27 protein-coding genes are annotated in these 25,761 nt (G+C 72.0%); 9 read left to right on the top strand and 18 right to left on the bottom strand.

The annotated features are described in order from the left end of the window. Positions 1-5: 5 nt before the first annotated feature. The 4 genes from tatA to GA0070216_RS05190 form a co-directional block, all read right to left on the bottom strand. Positions 6-341, bottom strand: a complete 336-nt coding sequence (tatA, locus tag GA0070216_RS05205) for a Sec-independent protein translocase subunit TatA (protein WP_091239746.1) — start codon at positions 339-341, stop codon at positions 6-8. A gap of 213 nt (positions 342-554) precedes the next feature. Then, positions 555-803: a hypothetical protein gene (locus GA0070216_RS05200; protein WP_091239743.1), complete on the bottom strand. Its 249-nt coding sequence runs from the start codon at positions 801-803 to the stop codon at positions 555-557. Positions 804-813: 10 nt separating this feature from the next. After that, a complete protein-coding gene (locus GA0070216_RS05195; protein ID WP_091239740.1) occupies positions 814-1,812 on the bottom strand; it encodes a helix-turn-helix transcriptional regulator in 999 nt (332 codons plus the stop codon). Next, positions 1,809-2,807, bottom strand: coding sequence for a helix-turn-helix transcriptional regulator (locus tag GA0070216_RS05190; protein WP_091239736.1), 999 nt, complete (start codon positions 2,805-2,807; stop codon positions 1,809-1,811). The genes GA0070216_RS05195 and GA0070216_RS05190 overlap by 4 nt, the downstream gene beginning before the upstream one ends. 229 nt (positions 2,808-3,036) lie before the next feature. On the opposite strand from GA0070216_RS05190, the gene GA0070216_RS05185 reads away from it, so the two are divergent. Both GA0070216_RS05185 and GA0070216_RS05180 read left to right on the top strand, forming a co-directional pair. Then, a complete protein-coding gene (locus tag GA0070216_RS05185; RefSeq protein WP_091239732.1) occupies positions 3,037-4,164 on the top strand; it encodes a cation diffusion facilitator family transporter in 1,128 nt (375 codons plus the stop codon). 51 nt (positions 4,165-4,215) lie between these two features. Further along, positions 4,216-5,301 (top strand): DUF3866 family protein, encoded by a 1,086-nt coding sequence (locus tag GA0070216_RS05180; RefSeq protein ID WP_091239729.1) that lies wholly within the window; start codon positions 4,216-4,218, stop codon positions 5,299-5,301. 52 nt (positions 5,302-5,353) lie between these two features. On the opposite strand, the gene GA0070216_RS05175 is transcribed toward GA0070216_RS05180, so the two are convergent. The 5 genes from GA0070216_RS05175 to rfbA form a co-directional block, all read right to left on the bottom strand. Then, positions 5,354-5,896 (bottom strand): carboxymuconolactone decarboxylase family protein, encoded by a 543-nt coding sequence (locus GA0070216_RS05175; protein ID WP_091240868.1) that lies wholly within the window; start codon positions 5,894-5,896, stop codon positions 5,354-5,356. 264 nt (positions 5,897-6,160) lie between these two features. Next, complete coding sequence (locus tag GA0070216_RS05170) at positions 6,161-6,358, bottom strand: hypothetical protein (RefSeq protein ID WP_091240865.1); 198 nt, start codon at positions 6,356-6,358, stop codon at positions 6,161-6,163. Positions 6,359-6,416: 58 nt separating this feature from the next. After that, entirely contained in the window at positions 6,417-7,775 is a 1,359-nt protein-coding gene (pafA, locus tag GA0070216_RS05165) for a Pup--protein ligase (RefSeq protein WP_091239725.1), read from the bottom strand. A 68-nt stretch (positions 7,776-7,843) separates the two neighbouring features. Then, complete coding sequence (gene rfbC / locus GA0070216_RS05160; protein WP_091239721.1) at positions 7,844-8,467, bottom strand: dTDP-4-dehydrorhamnose 3,5-epimerase; 624 nt, start codon at positions 8,465-8,467, stop codon at positions 7,844-7,846. Beyond that, complete coding sequence (gene rfbA / locus GA0070216_RS05155; RefSeq protein ID WP_091239718.1) at positions 8,464-9,381, bottom strand: glucose-1-phosphate thymidylyltransferase RfbA; 918 nt, start codon at positions 9,379-9,381, stop codon at positions 8,464-8,466. Before rfbA ends, rfbC begins: the two co-directional genes overlap by 4 nt. Positions 9,382-9,469: 88 nt before the next feature. Between rfbA and rfbB the strand changes: the two genes are divergently transcribed. From rfbB to GA0070216_RS05125, 6 genes are read left to right on the top strand one after another with little or no spacing between them, the layout of a single operon-like run. Continuing rightward, entirely contained in the window at positions 9,470-10,471 is a 1,002-nt protein-coding gene (rfbB, locus tag GA0070216_RS05150; RefSeq protein WP_091239715.1) for a dTDP-glucose 4,6-dehydratase, read from the top strand. Further along, a complete protein-coding gene (gene rfbD, locus GA0070216_RS05145) occupies positions 10,468-11,355 on the top strand; it encodes a dTDP-4-dehydrorhamnose reductase (protein ID WP_091239710.1) in 888 nt (295 codons plus the stop codon). Before rfbB ends, rfbD begins: the two co-directional genes overlap by 4 nt. Then, positions 11,352-11,759 (top strand): DUF2304 domain-containing protein, encoded by a 408-nt coding sequence (locus GA0070216_RS05140; RefSeq protein WP_245722310.1) that lies wholly within the window; start codon positions 11,352-11,354, stop codon positions 11,757-11,759. The genes rfbD and GA0070216_RS05140 overlap by 4 nt, the downstream gene beginning before the upstream one ends. Next, a complete protein-coding gene (locus GA0070216_RS05135) occupies positions 11,752-12,453 on the top strand; it encodes a glycosyltransferase family 2 protein (protein WP_091239707.1) in 702 nt (233 codons plus the stop codon). Before GA0070216_RS05140 ends, GA0070216_RS05135 begins: the two co-directional genes overlap by 8 nt. Then, positions 12,453-13,763 (top strand): lipopolysaccharide biosynthesis protein, encoded by a 1,311-nt coding sequence (locus GA0070216_RS05130; protein WP_245722309.1) that lies wholly within the window; start codon positions 12,453-12,455, stop codon positions 13,761-13,763. Before GA0070216_RS05135 ends, GA0070216_RS05130 begins: the two co-directional genes overlap by 1 nt. Next, positions 13,764-14,792 (top strand): glycosyltransferase family 2 protein, encoded by a 1,029-nt coding sequence (locus GA0070216_RS05125; protein WP_091239703.1) that lies wholly within the window; start codon positions 13,764-13,766, stop codon positions 14,790-14,792. Positions 14,793-15,100: 308 nt separating this feature from the next. Here the strand turns inward: GA0070216_RS05125 and prcA are convergent, their stop codons facing one another. The 7 genes from prcA to arc form a co-directional block, all read right to left on the bottom strand. Continuing rightward, complete coding sequence (prcA, locus tag GA0070216_RS05120) at positions 15,101-15,934, bottom strand: proteasome subunit alpha (protein ID WP_091239700.1); 834 nt, start codon at positions 15,932-15,934, stop codon at positions 15,101-15,103. Positions 15,935-15,995: 61 nt separating this feature from the next. Further along, entirely contained in the window at positions 15,996-16,835 is an 840-nt protein-coding gene (gene prcB, locus GA0070216_RS05115) for a proteasome subunit beta (RefSeq protein WP_176738840.1), read from the bottom strand. Further along, positions 16,754-17,428 carry an endonuclease VII domain-containing protein gene (locus GA0070216_RS05110; RefSeq protein ID WP_245722308.1) on the bottom strand — a complete coding sequence of 225 codons (675 nt, stop codon included), beginning with the start codon at positions 17,426-17,428 and terminating at the stop codon, positions 16,754-16,756. Before GA0070216_RS05110 ends, prcB begins: the two co-directional genes overlap by 82 nt. A 33-nt stretch (positions 17,429-17,461) precedes the next feature. Then, a complete protein-coding gene (locus GA0070216_RS05105) occupies positions 17,462-17,674 on the bottom strand; it encodes a ubiquitin-like protein Pup (RefSeq protein WP_091239691.1) in 213 nt (70 codons plus the stop codon). A 109-nt stretch (positions 17,675-17,783) separates the two neighbouring features. Beyond that, entirely contained in the window at positions 17,784-19,301 is a 1,518-nt protein-coding gene (gene dop / locus GA0070216_RS05100; protein WP_091239687.1) for a depupylase/deamidase Dop, read from the bottom strand. A 58-nt stretch (positions 19,302-19,359) separates the two neighbouring features. Further along, the gene (locus tag GA0070216_RS05095; RefSeq protein ID WP_176738839.1) at positions 19,360-21,429 is read right to left on the bottom strand and encodes a hypothetical protein; all 2,070 of its coding nucleotides are present in this window, start codon (positions 21,427-21,429) and stop codon (positions 19,360-19,362) included. Between the two features lie 151 nt (positions 21,430-21,580). Continuing rightward, entirely contained in the window at positions 21,581-23,362 is a 1,782-nt protein-coding gene (gene arc / locus GA0070216_RS05090) for a proteasome ATPase (protein ID WP_091239684.1), read from the bottom strand. A gap of 177 nt (positions 23,363-23,539) precedes the next feature. Between arc and GA0070216_RS05085 the strand changes: the two genes are divergently transcribed. Continuing rightward, positions 23,540-23,836, top strand: coding sequence for a ferredoxin (locus GA0070216_RS05085; RefSeq protein WP_091239680.1), 297 nt, complete (start codon positions 23,540-23,542; stop codon positions 23,834-23,836). Positions 23,837-24,106: 270 nt separating this feature from the next. Here the strand turns inward: GA0070216_RS05085 and GA0070216_RS05080 are convergent, their stop codons facing one another. Both GA0070216_RS05080 and GA0070216_RS05075 read right to left on the bottom strand, forming a co-directional pair. Beyond that, positions 24,107-24,679 carry a hypothetical protein gene (locus GA0070216_RS05080; protein WP_091239677.1) on the bottom strand — a complete coding sequence of 191 codons (573 nt, stop codon included), beginning with the start codon at positions 24,677-24,679 and terminating at the stop codon, positions 24,107-24,109. Between the two features lie 81 nt (positions 24,680-24,760). Beyond that, positions 24,761-25,702 (bottom strand): tRNA (adenine-N1)-methyltransferase, encoded by a 942-nt coding sequence (locus GA0070216_RS05075; RefSeq protein ID WP_091240860.1) that lies wholly within the window; start codon positions 25,700-25,702, stop codon positions 24,761-24,763. Positions 25,703-25,761: the final 59 nt, after the last annotated feature.

Raw genomic sequence — 25,761 nt, 5'->3', positions numbered from 1 at the left:
TTCGGTCAGTTGTCGCGGACGCGCTGCACCGGGTCGACCGGCGGGGCGACCGGCTGCTGCGGAGCCTGCTGCGGGGCGTACTGCGGCTGGGCCTGCTGCTGCGGCGCGTACGGCTGCTGCTGCACGGGCTGCTGCTGGGGCGGCAGCGGCTGGTAGCCGGACTGCGCGTCGGCCTTCTCGGCCAGGTCACGGTCGTCGTCGGCCAGGCTCTTGGTCTCCGCCTTGATGATCCGCAACGAACGGCCGAGCGAGCGGGCCGCATCGGGAAGCCGCTTCGCGCCGAAGAGCAGGATCAGCACGACCACGAGTACGGCGATGTGCCACGGCTTGAGGGCACCCATGGGAAGCTCCAGTCGCTCTGTGTCGAAGGGTGGTTGCCGCCCATCGTACGTGCGTGACGGGCTGTTGCCACCCGCCGGGCCACCGCTGATGCGGCCCGGCCGGTGAAGTCTTGACCACCGCTGAGTGTCCCGTCAACCACCTGTACGGGTGCAGAGCTGCGTGAAACGGACGCCGGGCGGGCAGCGGACGCGCGGTCCACCGACCGGTGTCGATCACTTCCCGCGCTTGGCCTTGATCAGTTCCAGCCGTTGCTGGGTCGTCTCGCCCTGCCGCTGGAGCGCCTCGGCCCGTTCCTGCAACGCCTCGGCGCTGTGTCGCAGCGCCTCCGCGTCGGCCTGGCGACGCTGCAACGCCACCGCCGCGCGGCGCAACCGGGGCAGCCGCACCAGCACCGGACGGACCGCCAGGGCCAACACGACCAGCGCGAACAGCAGCACCGCGAGAACGATCCACTTCACCACGGCGGTCAGCCTACCGGGCGGTCACCGGGCCCGCCGGACCGGCCGAGAGCACCGGGGTGGCGTACGCCTCCAGTGCGGCGGTGGCCTGGGCACGCACCTGGGCGGCCAACTCGACCGGGGCGACCACGGTGACGTCCGGGCCCAGCCCGAGCACGAAGCGGCGGGCCCAGCCGAGATCGGTCACCCGCAGCGACACCACCCACCGGTCGCCGTCGACCTCGACCCGCTCACACGGGTAGTACTCGGTGATCCACCGCTCCCCCCGGCCGATCCGCAACGTGATCAGCGGCAGGTCCGGGGAGGGACGGAACACCCCCTGGCGCAGGTCGTGCGGTCGGGCCTGTGGCGGCACCACGGCCGGTTCGTCCAGCTCGACCACCGCGTCGATCCGGTCGGCCCGGAACAACCGGACCGCCTCGGCGCGGCGGCACCACGCCTCGACGTACGCCCGGCCGTCGACCATCAGCATCCGCAGCGGGTCGATGGTGCGCTCGGTGCTCTCGTCCCGGGCGGCGGTGTAGTAGGTGATCCGCAGCGCCCGCCGCCGCTCCACCGCGGCCCGCAACTCCTGCACCCGCCGACCCTCGCCGGGCAGCCGGACGGCCACCGGAGCGCCGACCAGGTCACCGGCCGCGTTCTCGATCTTGGCCAGGGCCCGCTCGACGGCGTCCCGGTTGGCCACGCCCGGCGTCTCGGCGAGCATCCGCAACGCCACCACCAGGGCCAACGCCTCATCCGGGGTGAGCCGCAGCGGCCGGTCGATGCCGGCGTCGTAGGTGATGGTCACCCGATCGCCGTCGAAGGCCATGTCGATCAGGTCACCCGGGCCGTAACCGGGCAGGCCGCAGACCCAGAGCAGCTCCAGGTCCTCGCGCAACTGCCGCTCGGTGACGCCCAGGTCACCGGCGGCCTCGGCGACCTCGATGCCCGGTCGGGCCAGCAGATAGGGCACCAGGTTCAGCAGCCGGGCCAGCCGGTCGGCGGAGGTGCGGGCGGCGGGGCGGGTCATCGGGCACCCCCGGCCACGGCCAGTTCGTCGTGCCGGGCGGCGATCTCCTTGAGCCGTTGGATCACCGCGTCGCGTACCTCGGGTGGGTCCAGGACCCGGACGTCCGGGCCGTAGCCGACGAGCTGACCGGCCAGCGACTCCGGATCGGCGTACGGCAGCACCAGGCGGTCGCCGTCCGGACCGGGCACGCTCTGGATCGCCCACCGGCGCAGGCCGGCGGCCCGACCGGGGGTGGCCAGCACGGTGGCCCGGCCGGTCCGCTCGACCGGCCCGGACCAGGTGGCCACGTGCGAGATCAGGTCGAGTCCGGGGGGTGGCTCGTAGCCGCCCGGCGCACCGGTGACCCGGACCGTGCCGACCACCCGGGAGAGCCGGAAGCAGCGGGTCGCCGCCCGGTCCCGGTCGTGGCCGACGACGTACCAGCGGCCCCGCCAGCAGACCACGCCCCACGGCTGCAACCGGCGTCGGGTCGGCGCGTCCCGGTCCGGCACCCGGTAGTCGAAGGTGACCTCGCGGCGGTCCCGGGCAGCGGCGGTGAGCGGGGCGAACGACGGGTCGACGGTGACCATCGGCTCCAACCCCAGGGTGGCCTGCGGATCGACGTCCACCCCCGCCGCGCGCAGCTTGGCCAGCCCCGAGGAGGCGGCGGCGGCCAGCCCGGCGTGCTGCCAGAGCCGGGCGGCGATGCCCACCGCCGCGGCCTCGTCCGGTGCGAGCGGAATGTCGGGCAGGGCGTACTCACGGTGCGCGATCCGGTAGCCGGGCTCGGCGTCGAAGACGCTGGCCGTTCCGGTCTCCAGCGGCACGCCCAGCTCGCGCAGCTCCGCCTTGTCCCGCTCGAACTTGCGCTGGAACGCCTCGTGTTCCTTGGCGTCGTCCGGATCGTGCTCGTAGCCGGGCACGGTCGCGGCGATCTGCGCGGCGGTCAGGAACCGTCGGGTGGACAGCAGACAGATCACCAGGTTGACCAGGCGTTCGGTACGACTCCGCGACACGGGTGAACGCTAGCAGCCCGGACGGGATACCCGTGCACCCACACCCAGCGTAATGCCGCCCGCCCCCAACCCACCTGAACACGATCCCCCACCGCCGCCCCACCCTTCTGCGGTGATCAAGAGGTTTGCGTCATCCGTAGAGATCAACTTGGCGTAAAGCTCTTGATCAACGGGGCAAGCCCGCCAGCCTCTCCGGGCGGAGGCGGGCCCGCGGATTTACCGTGACCGCATGTCGGAAGCCGCAGTCAAGAACGAGAGCGTCGGCACCGTCGTGGTGGCGGGAGCGGCCAACCTCGCCATCGCGGTGGCCAAACTGGTCGCCGGAATCGTCTCCGGTTCGGCGGCGATGCTCTCCGAGGCCGCCCACTCGGTGGCCGACACCACCACCGAGGTCCTGCTCTTTCTGGCGCTGCGTCGGGGCGCCCGGCCCGCCGACGTCCGGCACCCCTTCGGGTACGGCAAGGAGAGCTACGTCTGGGCGTTCATCGCCGCGCTGTTCACCTTCGTGGCGGGGGCCGGCTTCGCCATCACCCACGGCGTGACCACCATCCTGGTCCACGAACACAGCGGCAACTACCTGATCTCGTACGTCGTGCTGGCGATCTCCTTCGCCATCGAGTCGGTGTCCCTGGCCCGCGCGGTACGCCAGGTGCGCAGCGAGTCCCGCCGCTGGCGGACCACCCCCCGCCGGTTCCTGCGGCTGACCGCCGACACCACCGTCAAGGCGGTGTTCCTGGAGGACAGCGCCGCCCTGATCGGTCTGCTCATCGCAGGCGTCGGCCTCGGCCTGTCCGAGTGGACCGGCGACGAACTGTGGGACGGCCTCGCCTCGATCCTGATCGGCCTGCTGCTGCTCGTCGTCGCCGCCATCCTGGCCAGGAGCAACGTCTCGCTCCTGGTCGGCCGGGCGGTGCCCGAGCGCCTGCACCAGGAGATCGAGCGGGAGCTGGCCGCCCTGCCGACGGTCGACCGGATCGACACCCTGCTGACCATGCAGCTCGGCCCGGACGACATCCTGGTCGCCGCCAAGGTCGACTTCCGGGACGAGGCGACCGGGGGCGACATCGAGGCCGACGCCGACGAGGCCGAACGCCGGCTCACCGCCCGCTACCCGGAGATCGGGTACGTCTTCCTCGACCCCACCCGGTCGCTGCCCGGCGCCGCCGGCCGACGTGCCCGGCGTACCCAGGAGGAGTCGGGGCCGGTGGCCGACGCCCGGATCAGCAGGGAGCGACCCGGTGCGACGCCCACCATCCCGCCTGACCCGGAACGACCTGGCCCGCAACGGCCCGACCCGACCGCCGACGCCGGCCCCGTCAGCGGGCCGCCCGACCCGGGGGCGGACGGACGGGGTTGAGCGACGGCCCCGCACGCGGTCGCCCGGCCGGCCGGCGATAGCGTGCCGGGCATGGTGCGATGGCGGTCCGGGACGGTCACGGCGGTGCGACGACGGTGGGCCGGCGCGGTGGAGATCGACGTCGCCCTGCCCGACGGGGCCACCATGCGCGCCCTGGCCTACCCGGAGCTGGTGGGTGACCCCGGGCCCGGCGACCGGGTGCTGCTCAACGCCGGCGCGCTGCTGATGGGCCTCGGCACCGGCGGGTACGCCCTGGTGGTCGCCCTGCCCGACCGGCTGCCCGCCGACCCGCCGCAGTCCGGGGACACCCGCGACGCCGGTCACCTGGTCAAGGCCCGCTACACCCCGCTCCAGCCGATCATGCTGGGGGTCGACGAGGAGGCGTCGCCGCACCACGCGCTGCTCGCCACCGTCGACAGCCTGGACGGGATGCCGGTGGTCACCGCCGACCTGCACTCCGCCCTGCCGGCGATCCTCGCCGGCATCCACGCCGACGCCCCGCAGGCCCGGGTGGCCTACCTGCTCACCGACGGCGGCGCCCTGCCGGCCTGGTTCTCCCGCACCCTCGACGGGCTACGGGACGCGCTGGTCGGCACGGTCAGCGTCGGTCAGGCGTTCGGCGGGGACCTGGAGGCGGCCACCCTGCACACCGGCCTGCTGGCCGCCCGGCACGTGCTCCGCGCCGACGTGGCGATCGTCGCGCAGGGGCCCGGCAACCTGGGCACCGGCACCCGGTGGGGGTTCTCCGGCGTCGCCGTCGGTGAGGCGGTCAACGCGGTGGCCGTGCTGGGCGGCCGCCCGGTCGGTTCGCTGCGGATCTCCGACGCCGACGCCCGCCCCCGGCACCAGGGCGTGTCCCACCACAGCCTCACCGCGTACGGCCGGGTGGCGCTGGCCCCGGCGGAGCTGGTGGTGCCGGACGGCCTCGCGGCGGAACTGGCGGCCCGGGTGGATGCCGCGCTGGCCCCGCTGGCCGCCCGGCACACCCTGGTCCGGGTCGACACCGACGGCCTGGACGCCGCGCTGCGCGCCCTGCCGGTGGGACTGTCCACGATGGGCCGTGGTCTGGACGCCGACCACGCCTACTTCCTCGCGGCGGCCGCCGCCGGACGGCACGCCGCCGCCCTGGTCGGCTGACGGCTACCGCCCGGCGGCCGGTCGGCCCGCTGCCGGCAGACGTGTCGGCAGGTCAGGCCGTGTAGCCGTGCGCCACGATCCGCGCGGCGGTCGCCTCGTAACCCTCCCCCTCGGGGGCGAAGGTGCCCAGGCCGTCGACGTACCGGTTGAACATGCAGAACGCGGCGGCGATCAGCACCGTGTCGTGGATCTCCAGGTCGGTGCCGCCCTCGGCGCGGGCCGCCTCGACCAGCTCGGTGGTGACCTGCCGGCCACCGGCCTGCACCGCCGCCGCGATCCGCAGCAGGGCGCGCAGCTTCGCGCTGATCGGCGCGGTGTCCGGGTCGGCCCGCACCTGGTCGACCAGGGTCATCCCGGTGGGCAGCTGGGCGGCGGCGAACGCCGAGTGGGAGGCGCAGCAGAACCGGCACTCGTTGAGACCGGAGACGTAGGCCGCGATCAGCTCCCGCTCCCCCGGCGTCAGGGTCGGGTGCGGGGCCCGCAGCAGCACCTCGGCCAGCGCGTTCAGCGGCTTCGCGGTCTCCGGCCGGTAGCGCATCGGCCCGGTGATCCCCGGGAAAGCCTTCTCGTCGAGACCCAGATCGATGTGCGCCACCGGCACCCCCTGTCGTCGTCGGCCGCCCGACGGGCCGCCGTCGCACCAGGGTGCCAGTTCCAGCCGACCGGCTCATCTTCTGGCTTGCGCAACCGGATCAACCTGCCGACCGGCGCGGCCCGGGCGAGAGCCGCCGACCGGCGCGGCCCGGGCGAGGAAACGCCGACCGGCGCGGCCCGGGCGAGGAAACGCCGACCGGCGCGGCCCGGGCGAGGAAACGCCGACCGGCGCGGCCCGGCGGGTAAGGGCGCGGCCGGGGAGGACTCAGCCGACCAGGAGGATCAACGCGAGCCAGCCCGCCACGATGACGACCAGCGCGACGGTCAGCACCCAGGTCGGCACGGTGTACTCGCCCCGACGGTTGCGGGCGACCTCGTCGCGGATCTTCGCCCGGCGGCGGTCGATCCAGTTGAGCCGCTCGGTGTCACCGCGCTCGCGGTCGGCAGGTTCGGAAGTGTTCATCGCCCCGCCAGCGTACCGGTGGGGTCGGCGGCCGGTGCCGGCCGCCGACCCCACCGGGTCACATGCTGGCGATCAGCCGCTCCACCCGCTCGTCGTACGCCCGGAACGGGTCCTTGCAGAGCACGGTGCGCTGCGCCTGGTCGTTGAGCTTCAGGTGCACCCAGTCGACGGTGAAGTCCCGCCGCTTCTCCTGGGCGTGCCGGATGAACTCGCCGCGCAGCCGGGCCCGGGTGGTCTGCGGCGGCGTCTCCTTGGCCTCGAAGATCTCCGGGTCGGTGGCCACCCGGTCCACCTGGCCGCGCCGCTCCAGCAGCCCGTACAGGCCCCGACCCCGGCGCAGGTCGTGGTAGGCCAGGTCCATCTGCGCCACCCGGGGGTGCGACAGCGGCAGGTCGTGCTTGCGCTGGTAACGCTCGATCAGCCGGAGCTTGCTCACCCAGTCGATCTCCCGGGCCACCAGGTCGAGGTTGCCGTCCTCCACCGCGTTCAGCACCCGGCCCCACAGCTCCACCACCCGCTTGGCGGTCTGGTCGCCGCCCCGGCGCTCCACGAACTCGGTGGCCCGCGCCAGGTACTCCTGCTGGATCTCCAGGGCGCTGACCTCCTTGCCGGAGGCGAGCCGCACCTTGCGCCGGCCGGTGATGTCGTGTGACACCTCCCGGATGGCCCGGATCGGGTTCTCCAACGACAGGTCGCGCATCACCACGCCGGACTCGATCATCCGCAGCACGATGTCGGCCGAGCCGACCTTGAGCAGCGTGGTGACCTCGTTCATGTTGGAGTCACCGACGATGACGTGCAGCCGCCGGTAGCGCTCGGCGTCCGCGTGCGGCTCGTCGCGGGTGTTGATGATCGGCCGGCTGCGGGTGGTCGCCGAGGAGACGCCCTCCCAGATGTGCTCGGCCCGCTGGGACAGGCAGTAGACCGCCCCGCGCGGGGTCTGCAACACCTTGCCCGCCCCGCAGATCAGCTGCCGGGTGACCAGGAACGGAATGAGCACGTCGGCCAGTCGGCCGAACTCACCGTGCCGGGACACCAGGTAGTTCTCGTGGCAGCCGTACGAGTTGCCGGCCGAGTCGGTGTTGTTCTTGAACAGGTAGATCTCACCCGCGATGCCCTCGTCGTGCAGCCGCTTCTCCGCATCGACGAGCAGGCCCTCCAGGATCCGTTCGCCGGCCCGGTCGTGAGCGACCAGGTCGGTGACCGAGTCGCACTCCGGAGTGGCGTACTCCGGGTGCGACCCGACGTCCAGGTAGAGCCGGGCCCCGTTGCGCAGGAACACGTTGCTCGACCGTCCCCAGGACACCACCCGGCGGAACAGATACCGGGCGACCTCGTCAGGGGACAGCCGCCGCTGCCCGCGGTAGGTACAGGTGACGCCGTACTCGGTCTCGAGGCCGAAGATTCGCCGCTCCATGATGTGACACTAGCCGCCCGGAGGGTCGGTTCGTCACTGTCACAGCACAGGTAGTGTGGTCCGGTCGCTCAAATCCCGTCCGAGTACGACATTCCGTCCGGCCCCAGCCCGGCCACGAAGGCCCGGCAGGAGGCGTAGTCCGGCAGCAGTCCCGCCGCACGGGCCTGCGCGAACGTCGGCGCCGCCGCGTCCCGGGACGACAACTGCGGCACCTCGGCCGGCCACTCGATGCCCAGTTCCGGATCGAGCGGGTGCACGGCGTGTTCCCCGGTCGGGTTGTAGGTGGTCGAGCAGAGGTAGCTCAGGGTCGCGTCGTCGCTCAACGCGCAGAAGCCGTGCCCCAGCCCTTCCGCCAGATAGACCGCCCGCCGGTCGGTGTCGTCCAGCCGGACGCCCTCCCAATGGCCGAAGGTCGGCGAACCGGTCCGCAGGTCCACCACCACGTCGAGCACCGCGCCGCGGACGCAGGTGACGTACTTGGCCTGGCCGGGCGGGACGTCGGCGAAGTGGATGCCCCGCACCACGCCCCGGCCGGAGATCGACAGGTTGGCCTGCGCCAGCCGCAGCGGGTGGCCCACCGCCTCGGCGAGCTGGTCGAACCGGTACCACTCCATGAACAGGCCGCGCGGGTCACCGTGCTGCTGCGGGGTGACCTCCCAGGCGCCCTCGATGCTCAGCGGGCGAATCTTCACCGCACCCCCTCCGTTGACGACTGTGCCGCGCGCAGCACCGCCTCGTCCCGCTTATCGGCCAGCAGGCCCAGCAGGTAGTCACCGTAACCGCTCTTGGTCAGCGGCTCGGCCAGCGCGCGGAGCTGGGCGTCGTCGAGCAGGCCGGCCCGCCAGCAGACCTCCTCGACGCAGCCGATCTTCATCCCCTGCCGTTCCTCGATCACCCGGACGAACTCGCCGGCCTGCATCATCGAGGTGAAGGTGCCGGTGTCCAGCCAGGCGGTGCCCCGGTCCAGCACGGTCACCGACAGCTCCCCGGCCCGCCGGTACGCCTCGTTGACCGCGGTGATCTCCAACTCGCCCCGGGCGCTCGGGGTGAGGTTGCCGGCGATCTCGACCACCCGGTTGTCGTAGAAGTACAGGCCGGGCACCGCGTAGCGGGACTTCGGCCGGGCCGGCTTCTCCTCGATCGACAGCACCCGGCCGTCGGCGTCGAAGTCGACCACCCCGTACGCCTCCGGGTTGGCCACCGGGTACGCGAAGACCCGCCCGCCGACCAGGTCGCCGTTGTCGGCCAACTGCCGGCCGAGGCCGACGCCGTGGAAGATGTTGTCGCCCAGCACCAGCGCCACCGAGTCGTCTTCGATGAAGTCCGCACCGAGGACGAACGCCTGCGCGATGCCCTCCGGCCGGGCCTGGGCGACGTACTCCAGCCGCAGCCCCCACTGGCTGCCGTCGCCGAGCAGCCGCTGGAACTGGCTCTGGTCCTCCGGCGTGGTGATCACGAGGATCTCCCGCACCCCGGACATCACCAGCGTCGACAGCGGGTAGTAGACCATCGGCTTGTCGAAGATCGGCATCAGCTGCTTGGACACCGCACGGGTGATCGGCCACAGCCGGGACCCAGTGCCACCAGCGAGAAGGATTCCACGCACCGGGGGAGCCTACCGGGACCGGCGCGAACCGGACACCGGGGTCACGGTCCCCGGGTCGGCGGGCCGATGCGCGTACACTTCCGTCCCCGTGAGGATTCTCGTCACCGGCGGAGCCGGATTCATCGGGTCGGAGTACGTACGGATGCTGCTGGGTGTGCCCGGCGGCGACGCTTCCGGCGTGCCCGCGGTCGAACCCGCCACGGTGACCGTGCTGGACAAGCTGACCTACTCCGGCAACCTGGACAATCTCGCCCCGGTGCGCGAGGACCCCCGGCTCCGGTTCGTCCGGGGCGACATCTGCGACCCGGCGACGGTCGACGAGGTCGTCGCCGACCAGGACGTGATCGTGCACTTCGCCGCCGAGTCGCACGTCGACCGGTCGATCGCCGGCGCCGCCCCGTTCGTCACCACCAACGTGCTCGGCACCCAGACCCTGCTGGACGCCGCGCTGCGCCACGGCACCGGCCGGTTCGTGCACGTCTCCACCGACGAGGTGTACGGCTCGATCGACTCCGGCTCCTGGACGGAGGGCTGGCCGCTCGCCCCGAACTCGCCGTACTCGGCCTCGAAGGCCGGTTCCGACCTGCTGGCGCTGGCCTACCACCGGACCCACGGCATGGACGTGGTGGTCACCCGCTGCTCCAACAACTACGGGCCGTACCAGTTCCCGGAGAAGGTCGTCCCGCTGTTCGTCACCAACCTGCTCGACGGTGGCACCGTGCCGCTCTACGGCGACGGCGGCAACGTCCGGGACTGGCTGCACGTGCACGACCACTGCCGGGGCATCGCGATGGTGGCGCACGCCGGCCGCGCCGGTGAGGTCTACCACATCGGCGGCGGCACCGAGCTGAGCAACAAGGAGCTGACCGGCCGGCTGCTGGAGGCGTGCGACGCCGGCTGGGACCGGGTCGTCCCGGTCACCGACCGCAAGGGCCACGACCGCCGCTACTCGCTGGACATCAGCAAGATCAACACCGAGCTGGGGTACGCCCCGAGCATCGACCTCGACCGGGGCCTGGCCCAGACCGTCGCCTGGTACCGGGACAACCGGGCCTGGTGGGAGCCGCTGAAGACGGCGCCGGCCGCATGACCCGGGTACTCGTCACCGGCGCGGGCGGCATGCTCGGCCGGGACCTGCTCGCCGTGCTGGCCGCCCGGAGCGACCTCAAGGTGACCGCCGCCACCCGCACCGACCTCGACATCACCGACGCCGAGGCGGTCCGGGCCGCCGTCGCCAGGCACGACGTGGTGCTCAACGCCGCCGCGTGGACCGACGTCGACGGTGCCGAACGCGACGAGGCGGCGGCGACCGCGATCAACGGCGACGGGGTGGCCCACCTGGCCCGCGCCTGTGCCGGGCACGGCGCGCGGCTGCTGCACGTCTCCACCGACTACGTCTTCGCCGGCGACGCGGACACCCCGTACGCCGAGGACGCCCCCACCGACCCGATCAACGCGTACGGCCGCAGCAAGCTCGCCGGGGAGCGGGCCGTGGCCCGATTCCTCCCCGAAACCGGCTACCTGGTGCGGACCGCCTGGCTCTACGGGGCACACGGCCGCAACTTCGTCACCACCATGATCGGCCTGGCCGCCACCCGCGAGCACCTCGACGTGGTCGACGACCAGCAGGGCCAACCCACCTGGTCGTACGCGCTGGCCACCCGGCTGGTGGCGCTCGCCGACGCGGCCCTGGCCGGAGGGGCCCCCGCCGGGATCTACCACGGCACCTGCACCGGCCGGACCACCTGGTACGGCCTGGCCCGGGCCGCCTTCACCCTGGCCGGACTCGACCCCGACCGGGTCCGACCCACCACCAGTGACCGGTTTCCGCGTCCTGCCACGCGACCGGCGTACAGTGTGCTAGGGCACGACCGGTGGGCCGAGGCCGGCCTGCCCCCGCTGCCGGACTGGCGCGACGCGCTGTCCGACGCCTTCGACTCCCCCACTGCACCCGCCCCGTGGAAGGTCGCATGAAGCTCACCCTCGTCACCGGTCTGACCGGACTGATCCTGCTCGCCACCATCGTCGAGCTGCTGCGCCGTCGGCAGCTCCGCGAGAAGTACGGCATGCTCTGGCTCGGCGTCCTGGTCATCGTGATCCCGTTGTCGCTGTTCCCCCGACTGCTGGACAACGTGGCCGGCTTCTTCGGCGTGGTCTCCGGCGTCAGCCTCGTGCTCTTCCTCGGCATCGTCTTCCTGCTGCTGGTCTGCGTGCACCTGAGCTGGGAGGTCAGCGCCCTGGAAGAGGAGACCCGGACCCTGGCCGAGGACTTCGCCCTGCTCCGCGCCCAGATCGACGCGGAGCGCGCCGCCCGCCTCACCGAAGCCGCCCGGACCACCGCAGCCGGCCGAGACGAACTGGTGTCCCACGATGGTTAACGGCAAGCGCGTCCTGATCATCATCCCCGCGCTCAACGAGTCCGGGTCGATCGCCGACGTGGTCGGCGAGGTCCGCGGTGAACTGCCCGGCGTCGACGTGCTGGTGGTCGACGACGGCTCCACCGACCGCACCGCCGCGGTGGCCGCCGCCGCCGGCGCCCGGGTGGCGAAGCTGCCGTACAACCTCGGGGTGGGCGGGGCGATGCGGCTCGGCTACCGGTACGCCCGCGACAACGACTACGACGTGGCGATCCAGATCGACGCCGACGGCCAGCACGACCCGCGCTACGTGCCCAAGCTGGTCGACCTGCTCGACGACAACGACCTGGTCATCGGCGCCCGGTTCGCCGGCGAGGGCGACTACTCCGTACGCGGTCCCCGGCGCTGGGCGATGGTCATGCTGTCCGGGGTGCTCTCCCGGGTCGCCAAGACCAAACTGACCGACACCACCTCCGGTTTCCGGGCCGCCAACCGGCGGGTCATCGAGATGTTCGCCCGCTGGTACCCGGCGGAGTACCTCGGCGACACGGTGGAGACGCTGGTGCACACCGCCCGGCGCGGCTACCGGATCCGTCAGGTGCCGGTGGCCATGCGCAAGCGGATGGCCGGCACCCCCAGCCACTCCCCCGCCAAGGCGATGATCTACCTGGGCCGGGCCTTCGCGGTGCTCACCCTGGCGCTCATCCGCCGGTGATGCGGCGACTGCTCCACCTCGTCCCGCCCGGCACCCTCGCCGTCGGGGGCGGGCTCGCCCTGCTCGGGCTCGCCTCCTACGTGCACCTCGCGGTGGCCGGGCACGCCCTCGACCTCGCCGACTACTCCTCGCTGTCGGTGCTCTGGTCGATCGTGTTCACCCTCGGCATCGGCGTCTTCATCCCCGTCGAGCAGGAGGTGGCCCGGGTCGTCGCCGCCCGCCGCAGCCAGGGGCTGCCCCCCGGGCCGGTGCTGGCCCGGGGAGCCACCGTCGCCGCCGCCGTCCTGGCGTTGCTGGTCGTGGTCACCCTCGCCGGCTACCGGACGCTCACCGACCGGCTCTTCGCCGGCGACGCCACGATGGTCGCCGTGCTGATCGGCGCGCTGGTCTCGATGGCCGTCGCCTACACCACCCGGGGCGTGCTGTCCGGCCTGCAGCTCTTCCCCTGGTACGGCACCCAGCTCGGGGTCGACGGCGGGTTGCGCATCGTGCTGGTCGCCGGGCTCGGCATCAGCGGCGTCACCGACCCGGTCTGGTACGGCGCGGTGCTGGTCGTCGCCCCGCTGCTGTCGGTGCTGGTGACCCTCCCCCCGGTGCTGCGGGCCGTCGGCGGCGGCGTCCCCGTCGCCTGGGGAACCCTGCTGCGCGGCCTCGGCCTGCTCACCGTCTCCAGCCTGCTCTCCCAGGTCGTGGTCAACATCGGCGTGATCAACGCCCGGTTGATCGACCCGGCCGACGTGGCCACCGCCGGTGCGCTGCTCTCCGCCCTGGTGCTGGTGCGCATCCCGCTGTTCGTCTTCGGCTCGATGCAGGCGTCGCTGCTGCCCGGCCTGGCCACCACCGCGACCACCGGCGACGTCGCCGGCTTCCACGGCCTGCTGCGCCGGTCGCTCGGGGTGGTCACCGCCCTCGGCGTCACCGGCGCAGTCGGCGCGGTGGCCCTCGGCCCGTGGCTGGTCCGCCGGCTCTTCGACGCCCCCGGCGTGCTCGGCCACGGCGACTTCGCCTGGCTGGCCGTCGGCACCCTCGCCTACCTGTGGGCGATGGTGCTCGGCCAGGCCCTGCTCGCCCTGGACCGGCACCGCGCCCAGGCGGTCTCCTGGATGATCGGGGTGGCCGCCCTGCTCGCCGTCACGGTCGTGCCGGCCCCGGTCGCGCTCCGCGTCGAGCTGGCCTACGCCGTCGGCTCCGTCGTGGTGGCCGCCACCATGGCCGTCCTGCTGCTGCGCCGGGGCACCCGCCCCACCACCCCCACCCCCTCCCGGCCGCTCGACGACGTGGTGGCCACCGGCGTCTCCGGAGGTCTGTAGATGACCCGCCCCCAGGTGTCCGCGGTGATGCTCGCCTACGGTGCCGAGCCCTATCTGGTCGACGCCGCCCGCGCCGTCCTGGCCAGCACCGACGTCGAGATCGAGCTGATCGTGGTCGACAACGGCTGCACCGGTGACGGCATCGACGTGGTCAAGGGCTTCGCCGGGGTGCGGGTGGTCCGGCCGGAGGAGAACACCGGCTACTCCGGCGGCTGCCGGGTCGGCGCCGCCGAGGCCACCGGCGAGTGGCTGGCCTTCGTCAACTCCGACGCCATCGTCGCCCCCGACGCGCTGGCCCGGACGGTGGCGGTGGCCGGTGAGCCCGGCGTGGGCGCGGTGATGGCCTCGATCCGGCTCGCCGAGAACCCCGATCTGATCAACACGTCCGGCAACCCGCTGCACTACATCGGGCTCTCCTGGGCCGGTGGCAACGGCCAGCCCGCCAGCGCGCACGCCCGGCGGACCACGGTGCCGTCGATCAGCGGCTGCTGCTTCGTGATCAACCGGGCGCTGTGGCGGGAGCTGGACGGCTTCGCCGCCGAGTATTTCGCCTACCACGAGGACACCGAGATCAGCCTGCGGCTGTGGCAGCGCGGGCTGCGCCAGGAGTACGTCCCGGACGCGGTGGTGGTGCACCACTACGAGTTCTCCCGCAACAAGCTCAAGCACTACCTGCTGGAGCGCAACCGGCTGATCTCGCTGCTCACCGCGTACGAGACGCGGACCCTGGTGGTGCTGACGCCGATGCTGCTGCTCACCGAGGCGGCGATGCTGGTGGCTGCGCTACTCGGCGGCTGGGGGCAGGAGAAGGCGCGCGGCTGGGGTTGGCTGTGGACCCACCGGGCCTGGGTGCGGGCCCGGCGGCGGCAGCTCCAGCAGGAGCGGATGGTCCCGGACGGGGTCATCGCCGAACTGATGACCGCGAAGGTCGACCCGTCGAACGTCGAGTCGCCACCCGGGATGGGCATCTTCAACGTCATCGCCGCCGGCTACTGGGCCCTGGCCAAGCCGCTGCTGCGCCGGTCCTGACCAATCCCCGGCCCTCCACCGCCTGGGCCTCGCCGCCTCCGGGCTCCCACCGTCGCCGGACTGCCGTCACCTCCGGGTGCTCGTCGCCGCCGGATGCCCACCGCCGCCGGACGTCGAAGGGAGTCCGGCGGATCGTGGACCTGACCCCTGGACGGATCTTGGAAGGAAGGGCCCCCAGAAGGGCCGAAACGCTCCAAGATCCGCCTTCCACCCCGCCAGAGTCGGCACGGGGTGGCTTGTCGACACGGGTGACGGAACGCCGCAGGGGCCGAAGAGCACTCTTCGGCCCCTGCGGCGTTCCGGTGTCGCTATGCTTCCGGCTTCTCCTGGGGCTGGCCCTCCAGGTCGGCCGAGCCGGCCGAGGTGGTGGGCTTGTGCGCCTCCTCGGTCGGCACCGTCGGGGTCTCGGCCCGGCCCTCGGCCGGTGCGAGATCTCCCGCCGGGTCACCCTCCAGCAGCGCGGTCAGCGCCGCCCCGGTGATCCGGCGGAAGGTCCGCCCGATCCGGCCCCGGTCCAGGACCGCCACCTCGAGCTGGTTGGCCGCGATGGTACGGGCCGCGCCGCCCTCCCCGCCGACGCTGCTCAGCGCCTTCATGGCCATCTGGACCGCCTCGCTGAGCGACATGTCGGGCCGGTGGTCGGCCTTGAGCACCCCGGTGATCGCCTCGGCCTGGCCGCCCATCGCCATCCGGCCCGGCTCGTCGTTGACCGACCCGTCGTAGGTGAGCCGGTACAGCTCGTCCTCATCGGCCGTGGCACCAACCTGCGCCACGCAGATCTCCACCTCGAACGGCTTGGACTGCTCGGTGAAGATCGCGCCCAGGGTCTGCGCGAACGCGTTGGCCAGGGCCCGGCCGGTCACGTCGCGCCGGTCGTAGCTCAGGCCGTTCAGGTCGGCCATCCGCACCCCGGCGCGGCGCAGGTTCTCGAACTCGTTGTACCGGCCGACGGCGGCGAAGCCGATCCGGTCGTAAATCTCACTGACCTTGTGCAGGGCGCTGGAGAGGTTCTCCGCGACGAAGAGCACCCCGCCGGTATAACTCAGGACCACCGCGCTGCGACCCCGGGCGATGCCCTTGCGGGCCAGCTCGGAGCGGTCGCGCATGATCTGCTCGGGCGAGGCGTAGAACTGCATGGCCACGGCGGCGGTTCTCCTTCTGGCGCTGTGCTGACGACTGCTGGCTGGTGGACGTGGCGGCGGGTCAGCCGCCCGGGTTCTCCGCCCGCCCGGCGACGACGCCTTCGGCGATGGCCGCCGTCTCGGCCTCGGTGAGCCGGTGGGTGCCCTCGGCGGTCGCCGTCATCACCACCGGGTAGATCCGACGGATCAGGTCCGGGCCGCCCGTGGCGGTGTCGTCGTCGGCGGCGTCGTAGAGCGCCTCGACGGCGAGCCGGGTCGCATCGTCGATGGACACGCCGGTGCGGTACCGCTTCTTGAGCGCGGACTTGGCGAAGAGTGAGCCGGAGCCGATCGCGTCGTAGCCGGTCTCCTCGTAGGGGCCACCGGTGACGTCGAAGCTGAAGATCCGCCCGGCGCGGGCCGGATCCCGGGCGGCCAGGTCGAAGCCGGCGAAGAGCGGGACGACCGCGAGCCCCTGCATGGCCGCGCCGAGGTTGCCCCGGATCATCGAGGCGAGCCGGTTGGCCTTGCCGTCGAGGGAGAGCATCGCGCCCTCGATCTTCTCGTAGTGCTCCAGCTCCACCTGGAACAGTCGCATCAGCTCGATGCCGATGCCCGCCGTTCCGGCGATGCCGACCAGCGAGTACGCGTCGGCCGGGTGCACCTTCTCGATGTCCCGCTGCGCGATCAGGTTGCCCATGGTGGCCCGTCGGTCGCCGGCCAGCACCACGCCACCGGCGGCCGAGATGGCCACGATGGTGGTGGCGTGCGGCGCCAGGTCGGCGGCCATGCCCGGTGGCAACGGCCGGCGGCCGGGCAGCATCTCCGGGGCCACCCGACTCAGGAAGGTCGTGAAGGAGGACGTCCCCGCGTTGGTGAACACATCTGGTAGACGCCCGGATGGATCAAAGCCCGCTGCCACGTGGTTCCTCTCAGGTACGTGATCGCCCTGGCCAGCCTCGTGCGACTGTCACGGAACTGGCCAAGACCACCGTTGCAGTTGAAGCAGAGTATCCCGCGCACCCATCCGGTGCGGTGATCGTGGTCCAGATGTTGAGGATCTTCCGCGCCGCAGATGGCGCAGACACCGCCCTGCTCGGCGAGCAACTCCTGGAACTCCTCCTCGCCGATCCCGTAGCGGCGGCGCAGGTGGTACTCGCGGCTACCGCCGTAGAGCCGCTGCCTGACTTCCTTTGTGCGGCTGTGGTGGCACGGCTTGCAGTACGTGGCATAGCCCGTACTGTCGGCCCGGTTACGGGGGAAGTCGACCACAGGCTTGACGGTTCCACAGTCGGCGCAGAAACGATGACCTTCCGGAACTTCCCGCGTGAGCCACACCTCTCGGCCGTGCTTCTCCTTGACCCGTCTGGCGTAACTGGCCGTCGAACGGTTGTTGAAGCAGGGTTTGCAGTAGCTGCCACGACCGCTGGGACGCTTGCTGCTCGCACAGAACTCGCCGAGCGGCTTCCATTCCCCGCAGTCGCGGCAACGACGACGGCCGTTCTGATCATCCAAGGGGAGCGGCATGTCCGTTTCGCCCTGATTTATTCACTGACCTCCTTTTTGTACGTAACCCCTCACAAACTCCTCGGCGTTCTCCTCCAGGACCGAGTCGATCTCGTCGAGGAGGTCGTCGACGTCCTCGGTGATCTCGGCGTGCCGCTCGGCGACCTCCGGGTTGGCCTCGGTGGTGACGTCGTCGATCTCCTCGGCCTGGTGCGACTTGCCCGACTGGGTCTGGCCGCCCTCTTGTGAAGCCATCTCGCTGCCTCCTCCACGATCGTCTGCGATGAACTTACCTCGCGGAGACGACGAAAAGCCCGCCGCGCGCCGGCATCCGACGCACGACGGGCCACCGTCACCGGTCGGGTCAGCCGGCGGTCAGGGTCTCCAGCAGATCCTTGGCGGTGTCACACCTGTCGAACAGCGCGCCGACGTGCTGACGGGTGCCCCGCTCCGGCTCCATCATCGGCACCCGGACCAGCGACTCCCGGCCCACGTCGAAGATCACCGAATCCCAGCTCGCCGCGACCACCTCGGAGGCGTACTGGGCCAGGCAGCGGCCCCGGAAGTAGGCCCGGGTGTCCTCCGGAGGCTCGGTCATCGCCCGACGGGTCTGCTCGCCGTCCAGCAGGGTCTTCATCGACCCCCGGGTCACCAACCGGTGGTAGAGGCCCTTCTCCGGCCGTACGTCGGAGTACTGCAGGTCGACCAGTTGGAGCTTGTGCGAGCCCCAGCCCAGCTTCTCCCGCTCCCGGTAACCCTCCAGCAGCCGCAGCTTGGCCACCCAGTCCAGCTCGTCGGCGCAGAGGAACACGTCGCGGCCCAGCCGGTCCAGCACCCGCTCCCAACGCTCCAGCACGTCCAGGGTCTGCGCGTCGGCGTCCGCGCCGTACCGCTCGTCCACGAAGGAACGCACCCGCTCGTAGTAGGCCCACTGGAGGTCCAGGGCGGTCAGCCGGCGACCGTCGCGCAACCGCATCCGGTGGGTCAGGGACGGGTCGTGGCTGACCGCGCGCAGCTCGGCTACCGGGTCGGCGATGCCCAGGTCGGCGCCGAGCGCCTTCTCCTCGATCATGGTGAGGATCAGCGCGGTGGTGCCCACCTTGAGGTAGGTGGAGATCTCCGACAGGTTGGCGTCGCCGATGATGACGTGCAACCGGCGGTACTTGTCGGCGTCGGCGTGCGGCTCGTCGCGGGTGTTGATGATCGGCCGCTTGAGGGTGGTCTCCAGGCCGACCTCGACCTCGAAGAAATCCGCCCGCTGGGAGATCTGGAAGCCGCTCTGGCCGCCGTCCTGCCCGATGCCGACCCGGCCGGCGCCGCAGACGATCTGCCGGGTGACGAAGAACGGCGTCAGGTACGCCACGATGTCGGCGAACGGGGTCTGCCGCCGCATCAGGTAGTTCTCGTGCGCGCCGTAGCTGGCGCCCTTGTTGTCGGTGTTGTTCTTGTAGAGGTGGATCGGCTGGGTGCCGGGAATGGAGGCCGCCCGTCGGGCCGCCTCGGCCATCACCCGCTCCCCCGCCTTGTCCCACCGCACCACGTCGAGGGGGTTGGTCACCTCGGGGGTGGAGTATTCCGGGTGGGCGTGGTCGACGTAGAGCCGGGCACCGTTGGTGAGTATCACGTTGGCCAGGCCGAGATCCTCGTCGGCGAGCGCCTCCGCCGGGTCGTAGGCGGCCCCGGAATAGGTGAACCCCCGGGCGTCGCGCAGCGGCGACTCCTCCTCGTAGTCCCAGCGGGCCCGGCCGCCACGGTTGAGTTCCGGGCGCGCGCCGTACGCGTTGACCACCTGGGACGAGGTGACCATCGGGTTTGCTCCGGCCTGGCCGGGCACGGAGATCCCGTACTCGACCTCGGTGCCCATGATCCTTCTGACGCTCATCGACCTACCCGCTCCGCTCGCCTCACCCGGTCCGCCGTCACGTCGAGCGTAGTCCGCCTTACCGGGGAAGGGGGCATGCCGCTTCGGCCGGGTCGGGTGTCGGGGTCTCCGGAGTCAACGGGGGCGGCTCGTCGGAGGGGGCCACCTCGCACTCGGGGACCGTCAACGGCACCCAGCTGAGCCGGTGCCGCAGGGCGGGTTCGTCGCGCAGCATCCGGTGCACCCGGCGCTCACCCTTGGGATCGGAGGTGATGAACCGGATCGGGCCGGCCACCCGCCGGACGATGATGTCGGTGCGGTCCGGTTCGAGGAACGGCAGACTGTAGATGCCCGGGTCGGTGGCCGCGGTGGTGCCGTGCAACGCCGACAGGCAGAGTGAGATCAGGTAGGACCGTACCGGCCCCCGGTCGATGACCAGGGTGGTGGTGCCCGGGACCTCGGGATAGCGCTGCTGGGCATCGGCGCACACCCACGCCACTCTGGACGGCAGGGTGAGGTCCTGGTGGACCCAGCGCTGCGCCCAGGTCTGCTCGTCGACCACCAGCAGGCTGCGGTGCCAACCGGTGACCCCGCAGAGCGCCACCGCGACCGTCATGGTGAGCGCCGCGGCGAGCACCCCCGCCGTCGTGCTGGCGACCCCCCGCCAGCTCAGGGCGGGCCGGGGCACCGGCAGCAGCCGGACCACCGCGGCGGTGCCGACGATGAGCAACGCGGTGGCCAGGTGGGTGCCCTTGACGAAGTAGTAGCCCGGGGTCACCCCGGCGTCGGTGTTGATCTGCGCGATGGTCAGGGGCAGGGCCGCGCCGACCACACAGACCAGCAGCCAACGCCGCCAGGCCGGATCGGCGCGGGCGATCTGGACGAGCAGGGCCACCCCGACGATGCCACCGAGCCAGATCAGCGCCCGCCACCCCTCGACCGCCTGGGACGAGCCGATGACCAGCGCCTCGGTCTGCCCGGCCCGCAGCACGCCGAGCAACGGGGCGATCAGGGCGAGGGCCGCGCCGGCCAGGCCGACCGTCAGCACGGTGAACCACCGGCGCAGCGCCTCCCGCCAGTGGGTGAGCACCCAGCAGAGGACCAGGACGGCGGCGGCGGGCAGGAAGAGGTAGTAGCTGAACCCGACGGCGGCGAGCAGGGTGCACAGCAGCACGACCTGCTCCCGGGTGCCGGGGACCGGCCGGGCGACCAGCGTGGCGATCAACACGGTCAGCGTCAGCCCGAGCACCTCGGTGGGGTAGCCGGCGTGCAGCAGGCGGGGCAGTTGGGTGCCGAGCACCAGCGCGCCGACGACGACCGTCAGCACCGTGCGGTGCAGCAGGTGGATCGGGCCGGAGAGCCGCTGGGCGGCCCAGACCAGCACGAGGGTGAACAGCCCGAACCCGGCGATGGTCCAACCGAAGTAGTGGGCGACGAGGTCGTCGGCGCGCGGCGCGGTGGGGGTCAGGAAGCCGTCGAGCAGGGCGGTGATCAGGTGCCAGCCCTGCGGGTAGTAGATGAGCTGGGCGGTGATCTGCTCCCGGGCGGCGGCCGGGTCGACGAAGGTGTAGCCGTCGAGGCGGCTCATGGCATCGAACAGCGCCAGGTGCCGCCAGTTGTCCTCGCCCGTCCCGAGCACGGTGAGCCGGTCGGCGAGGTCGGTGGCGCGCTGCCACGGCTGCCGCAGGTAGAGCACCATGGCGGCGGCACCGGCCAGCGGGAACAGGTCGGCCCAGCCGGGCCGGGGCAGCCGGGGGCGGCGGCGCAGCGTGGCGGCGGCGAGGACGAGCGCGGTGAGGGCGACCCCGGTGAGCGGCACCGGCCGCATCCCCCAGGGCCAGATCGGGAAGATCAGGCCACCGATGGCGGCCAGGCCGAGCAGCAGGCCGAGGGCGAGCATCAGCCGGTCGAGCAGGGTTCGACCACCACGCAGCACGCTCGCCGTGGCGATCAGCACGACCGGGGGCAGGAGCCAGTCCCGGTGCAGGGCGTGCCCGGCGAGGGGTACGGCCCACGCGGCCGCGAGGGCGACCAGCAGGAGGGGAATCCACCGCCAGCGGCGGGCCGGCCGGCCCGCCGGGACGGTGGGGGGCGTCTGATCCACCGCCGGGGACAGCGGCGGATCGGCGACGGAGAGCTCGGGCGGCACGCGGTTCCTCGGAGTCGACTACGCGGTCGGGGAAGTCTAACCACGTGTCCGGCGTCCCACCCGTCCGACGCGGGGTGGTCCGGGTAACAGTGGGTGACGCACACGAGCGGGCCCGCGACGCGTCGCGTCGCGGGCCCGTCCGATCAGCCGGTCAGAGGTACTGGCCGGTGTTGCTGGCGGTTTCGATGGCGCGGCCGGCCTCGGTGCCCTTGCCGCCGGAGACGAGCGTACGGATGTAGACGATCCGCTCGCCCTTCTTGCCGGAGATCCGGGCCCAGTCGTCCGGGTTGGTGGTGTTGGGCAGGTCCTCGTTCTCCCGGAACTCGTCGACGCAGGCGTCGAGCAGGTGCTGCAACCGCAGCCCCTTGCGCCCGGAGGTGAGGAACTCCTTGATCGCCATCTTCTTGCCCCGGTCGACGATGTTCTGGATCATCGCGCCGGAGTTGAAGTCCTTGAAGTAGAGGACTTCCTTGTCACCGTTGGCGTAGGTCACCTCGAGGAAGCGGTTCTCCTCGGTCTCCGAGTACATCCGCAGGACGACCGCGTCGATCATGGCCGCCACGGTGGCCTGTGGCGCGCCGCCGTGTTCGGCCAGGTCGTCCGGGTGCAGGGGCAGCCCGGCGAGGATGTACTTGGAGAAGATGTCCTTGGCCGCCTCGGCGTCCGGACGCTCGATCTTGATCTTCACATCGAGCCGGCCGGGGCGCAGGATGGCCGGATCGATCATGTCCTCCCGGTTGGAGGCGCCGATCACGATCACGTTCTCCAGGCCTTCGACACCGTCGATCTCGCTGAGCAGCTGCGGGACGATGGTGTTCTCCACGTCGGAGGAGACACCGGAGCCACGGGTCCGGAAGATCGAGTCCATCTCGTCGAAGAACACGATGACCGGGGTGCCCTCCCCGGCCTTCTCCCGAGCCCGCTGGAAGATCAGCCGGATGTGCCGCTCGGTCTCGCCGACGTACTTGTTGAGCAGCTCCGGACCCTTGATGTTGAGGAAGAAGCTGGTGTGCCGGTCCTTGCCCAGCCGCTCGGCGATCTTCTTGGCCAGCGAGTTGGCCACCGCCTTGGCGATCAGCGTCTTGCCACAGCCCGGCGGACCGTAGAGCAGGATGCCCTTCGGCGGCCGGAGCTGGTGCTCCCGGAACAGGTCGGCGTGCAGGAAGGGCAGCTCCACCGCATCGCGGATCTGCTCGATCTGCGACTGGAGGCCGCCGATGTCGGTGTAGTCGACGTCGGGCACCTCCTCCAGCACCAACTCCTCGACCTCGCTCTTCGGGATCCGCTCGTACGCGTACGCCGAGCGGGGCTCGATCATGAGCGAGTCGCCGGCCCTGATCGACGTGCCGATCAGGGTGTCGGCCAGGTGGACGATGCGCTCCTCGTCGGAGTGCGAGACCACCAGCGCCCGGTCACCCGGGCTGCCCTCGGGACCCGCGAGGATCTCCTTGAGCATCACCACCTCGCCGACCCGCTCGTAGCCGAACGCGTCGACGATGTTGAGCGCATCGTTGAGCAGGACCTCCTGGCCACGCCGCAACTCCTCGGCGTCCAGTGAGGGTGAGACGGCTACCCGGAGCTTGCGTCCGCCGGTGAAGATGTCCACCGTGCCGTCGTCGTGTCGCGCGAGGAAGACGCCGTAGCCGGACGGCGGCTGTGCCAGCCGGTCGATCTCCTCCTTGAGCGTCACGATCTGCGCGCGAGCCTCCTTGAGGGTGCTCACGAGCCGGTCGTTGTTCTCGGTGAGCCGCGCCAACTGTGCCTGGGTGGCCGCCAGCCGCTCTTCGAGCTGCCGGACGTGTCGGGGGCTTTCGGTCAACTTGCGCCGCACCAGAGCGAGTTCCTCTTGAAGGAACGCGACCTGCGTGGAGAGATCGTGGGCCTCCTTCTCCCACCGTGCGGCGCGCGAGTCCGCGTCGTCGCTGCGTGCCACGTCCCACCTCCCCGGGGGGCTTGAACGTTCTGCCCTAACACTAGCCGCTATGAGGCCGATTCGGTCCCACGCAACGCCCTCGTCACTGAACCTTGATCGCCAAGGTACGCCTGAGGGGTGGGTCCGGCCGTTCGGGTACCGTCGTGGGGTGGGCCGGGAGAACATGGGGGGTGCCGGGTGACCGACGTCGCGACCGACCAGTTGCAGGTCTGGGTGGACCAGGATCTCTGTACGGGTGACGGGCTCTGCGTGCAGTACGCGCCGGAGGTCTTCGAGTTCGACATCGACGGCCTGGCGTACGTCAAGGGCACCGACGGCGAGCTGCGGCTCGCCCCCGGCAGCCGGGTCGACGTGCCGGAACACCTGCGGCTGGAAGTGATCGACTCCGCGAAGGAGTGCCCCGGCGACTGCATCCACGTGGTGCGCGGCAGCGACGGCGTCGAGGTCGCCGGCCCCGAGGCGACGGACGACTGACCGCCCCGGGCCACCGCGCGACCACCGGGCCGGCCATCCGCCAGCAGGGCTGATCACCCGCGGGCGCTCCCGGGGTTGACCGGGCGGGCGGACCAGCCCCGGCGGCCGGGCACCGCCGGCAGCGACAGTCCGAAAGCCGACCCGCCGCGGCCCAAGACGGCACGACAGGAGAAGCCACTCCGGGAGCCGGCGCTCCGGCACCGGCCCGTCACGTGACGGATCGACGGGGCGTGGGCGACGGCCGCCACCGTCCACGCCCCGTCGGCGGTGTCAGAGCAGCGGGCGGCCGACCACCGAGGCGACCAGCCGGGCGAACTCCTCCAGCCGGGCGATCTGACCGGCCCCGCCGTCGTCGAGGGTCTTGCCGAAGCGCAGCGCGTCGTGCCGGGGCGCACCGACCATCTCGTCACCGGGCGGGGCCTCGTCCAGCGAGGTGAGCAGCAGGTAGACGTCGATGCTGTCGACCCGTACCTCGCCGTTGTCGGCCCGGGTCAGCCGGCGTCGGCACCCGACCTCGGTGACCGTGGAGACCGGCACCACCCGCAGCGACGAGGTCATCGAGCCGGGCGGGCCCTCCCCCGGCGGCACGTCCTCGCCGTGCCAGAGCACCAGTCGGCTGCCGTCACAGACGACGACCTCCTGCCACACCCCGTTGACCTCGTTGACGAAGCGTTCCAGGGTGAAGCCGAGCACCGAGGCGCCGCGCAGCACCCCCCCGAGCGCCTCCAGGGCGATGTCCGGGTCGCGCAGGTAGGCGCGCGCCGCCGACTCCAGATCCTGGTACGGCGACCAGTCCGGGAACACGGCCGGCAGTTCACCGCCGCCGAAACCCGGCCGACTCATGCCCACTCCCCCAGGTCGCACCGTCGGCCCGCACCGGCCGTCGGGTTCTGCCCGTTCACGCCCAGCTGCTCCGATCCGCCGTCACGGCCGGTCCACCTCGTCGGCCCCGACGGACGACGTGGCGGCGGCCTGCGCTGCCGCCTCCCGGGCCGCCGCCGCCTCGCGCAGCGCCTGCTTGCGTTCGGCGTACGCCTCGGCACCCTTGCTGGGCTTGCGGCGGCGCGGCGGCGCGGTGACGCCCGGAGCGAGCTTACGCGCGGAGACCAGGAACGCGGTGTGCGCGATCATCCGGTGGTCGGGTCGGACGGCGAGCCCCTCGGCGTGCCAGTCCCGCACCATCGACTCCCAGGCCCGCGGCTCGGTCCAGCCGCCCCGCTCGCGCAGCGCCTCGACCAGCTCGGACAGCTGCGGGGTGGTCGCCACGTAGCCGATGAACACGCCACCGGGCAGCAGCGCCCGCTCGACCATGTCGAGGGTCTCCCACGGGGTGAGCATGTCCAGGATGATCCGGTCGAACCCGGTCTCCGGGCAGTCGGCGACGTCGCCGACGTGCAGCCGCCAGGCGGGGTGCGGCGCGCCGAAGAACGCCTCCACGTTGCGCCGGGCGATCTGCGCGAAGTCGTCGCGCATCTCGTAGGAGTGCAGCTCGCCGCCGGTGCCGACGGCACGCAGCAGCGAGCAGCTCAGCGCCCCGGAGCCGGCGCCGGCCTCCAGCACCTTGGCGCCGGGGAAGATGTCACCCATCGCGACGATCTGCGCCGAGTCCTTCGGATAGATCACCTGGGCGCCGCGCGGCATCGACAGCACGTAGTCCGACAGCAGCGGACGCAGGGCCAGGAACGCCGTCCCGCCGCCGGCGGTGCTGACCACGCTGCCGTCGGGCTGCCCGATCAGCGCGTCGTGCGCCAGGATGCCCCGGTGGGTGTGGAACTCCTTGCCGGGCTCCAGGGTGACGGTGTGCATCCTCCCCTTGGGGTCGGTCAGCTGCACCCGGTCACCGGGGCGGAACTCCCCCCGGTGCACCGGGGGGAGTTCCGCGGTGACGGTGGGCGTCGGGGTGCCGTTGCGGGCCGGGAGTACGG

Source organism: Micromonospora matsumotoense (assembly GCF_900091525.1).
Taxonomy (GTDB): domain Bacteria; phylum Actinomycetota; class Actinomycetes; order Mycobacteriales; family Micromonosporaceae; genus Micromonospora; species Micromonospora matsumotoensis.
This window is presented reverse-complemented; position numbering and strand designations above follow the sequence as displayed.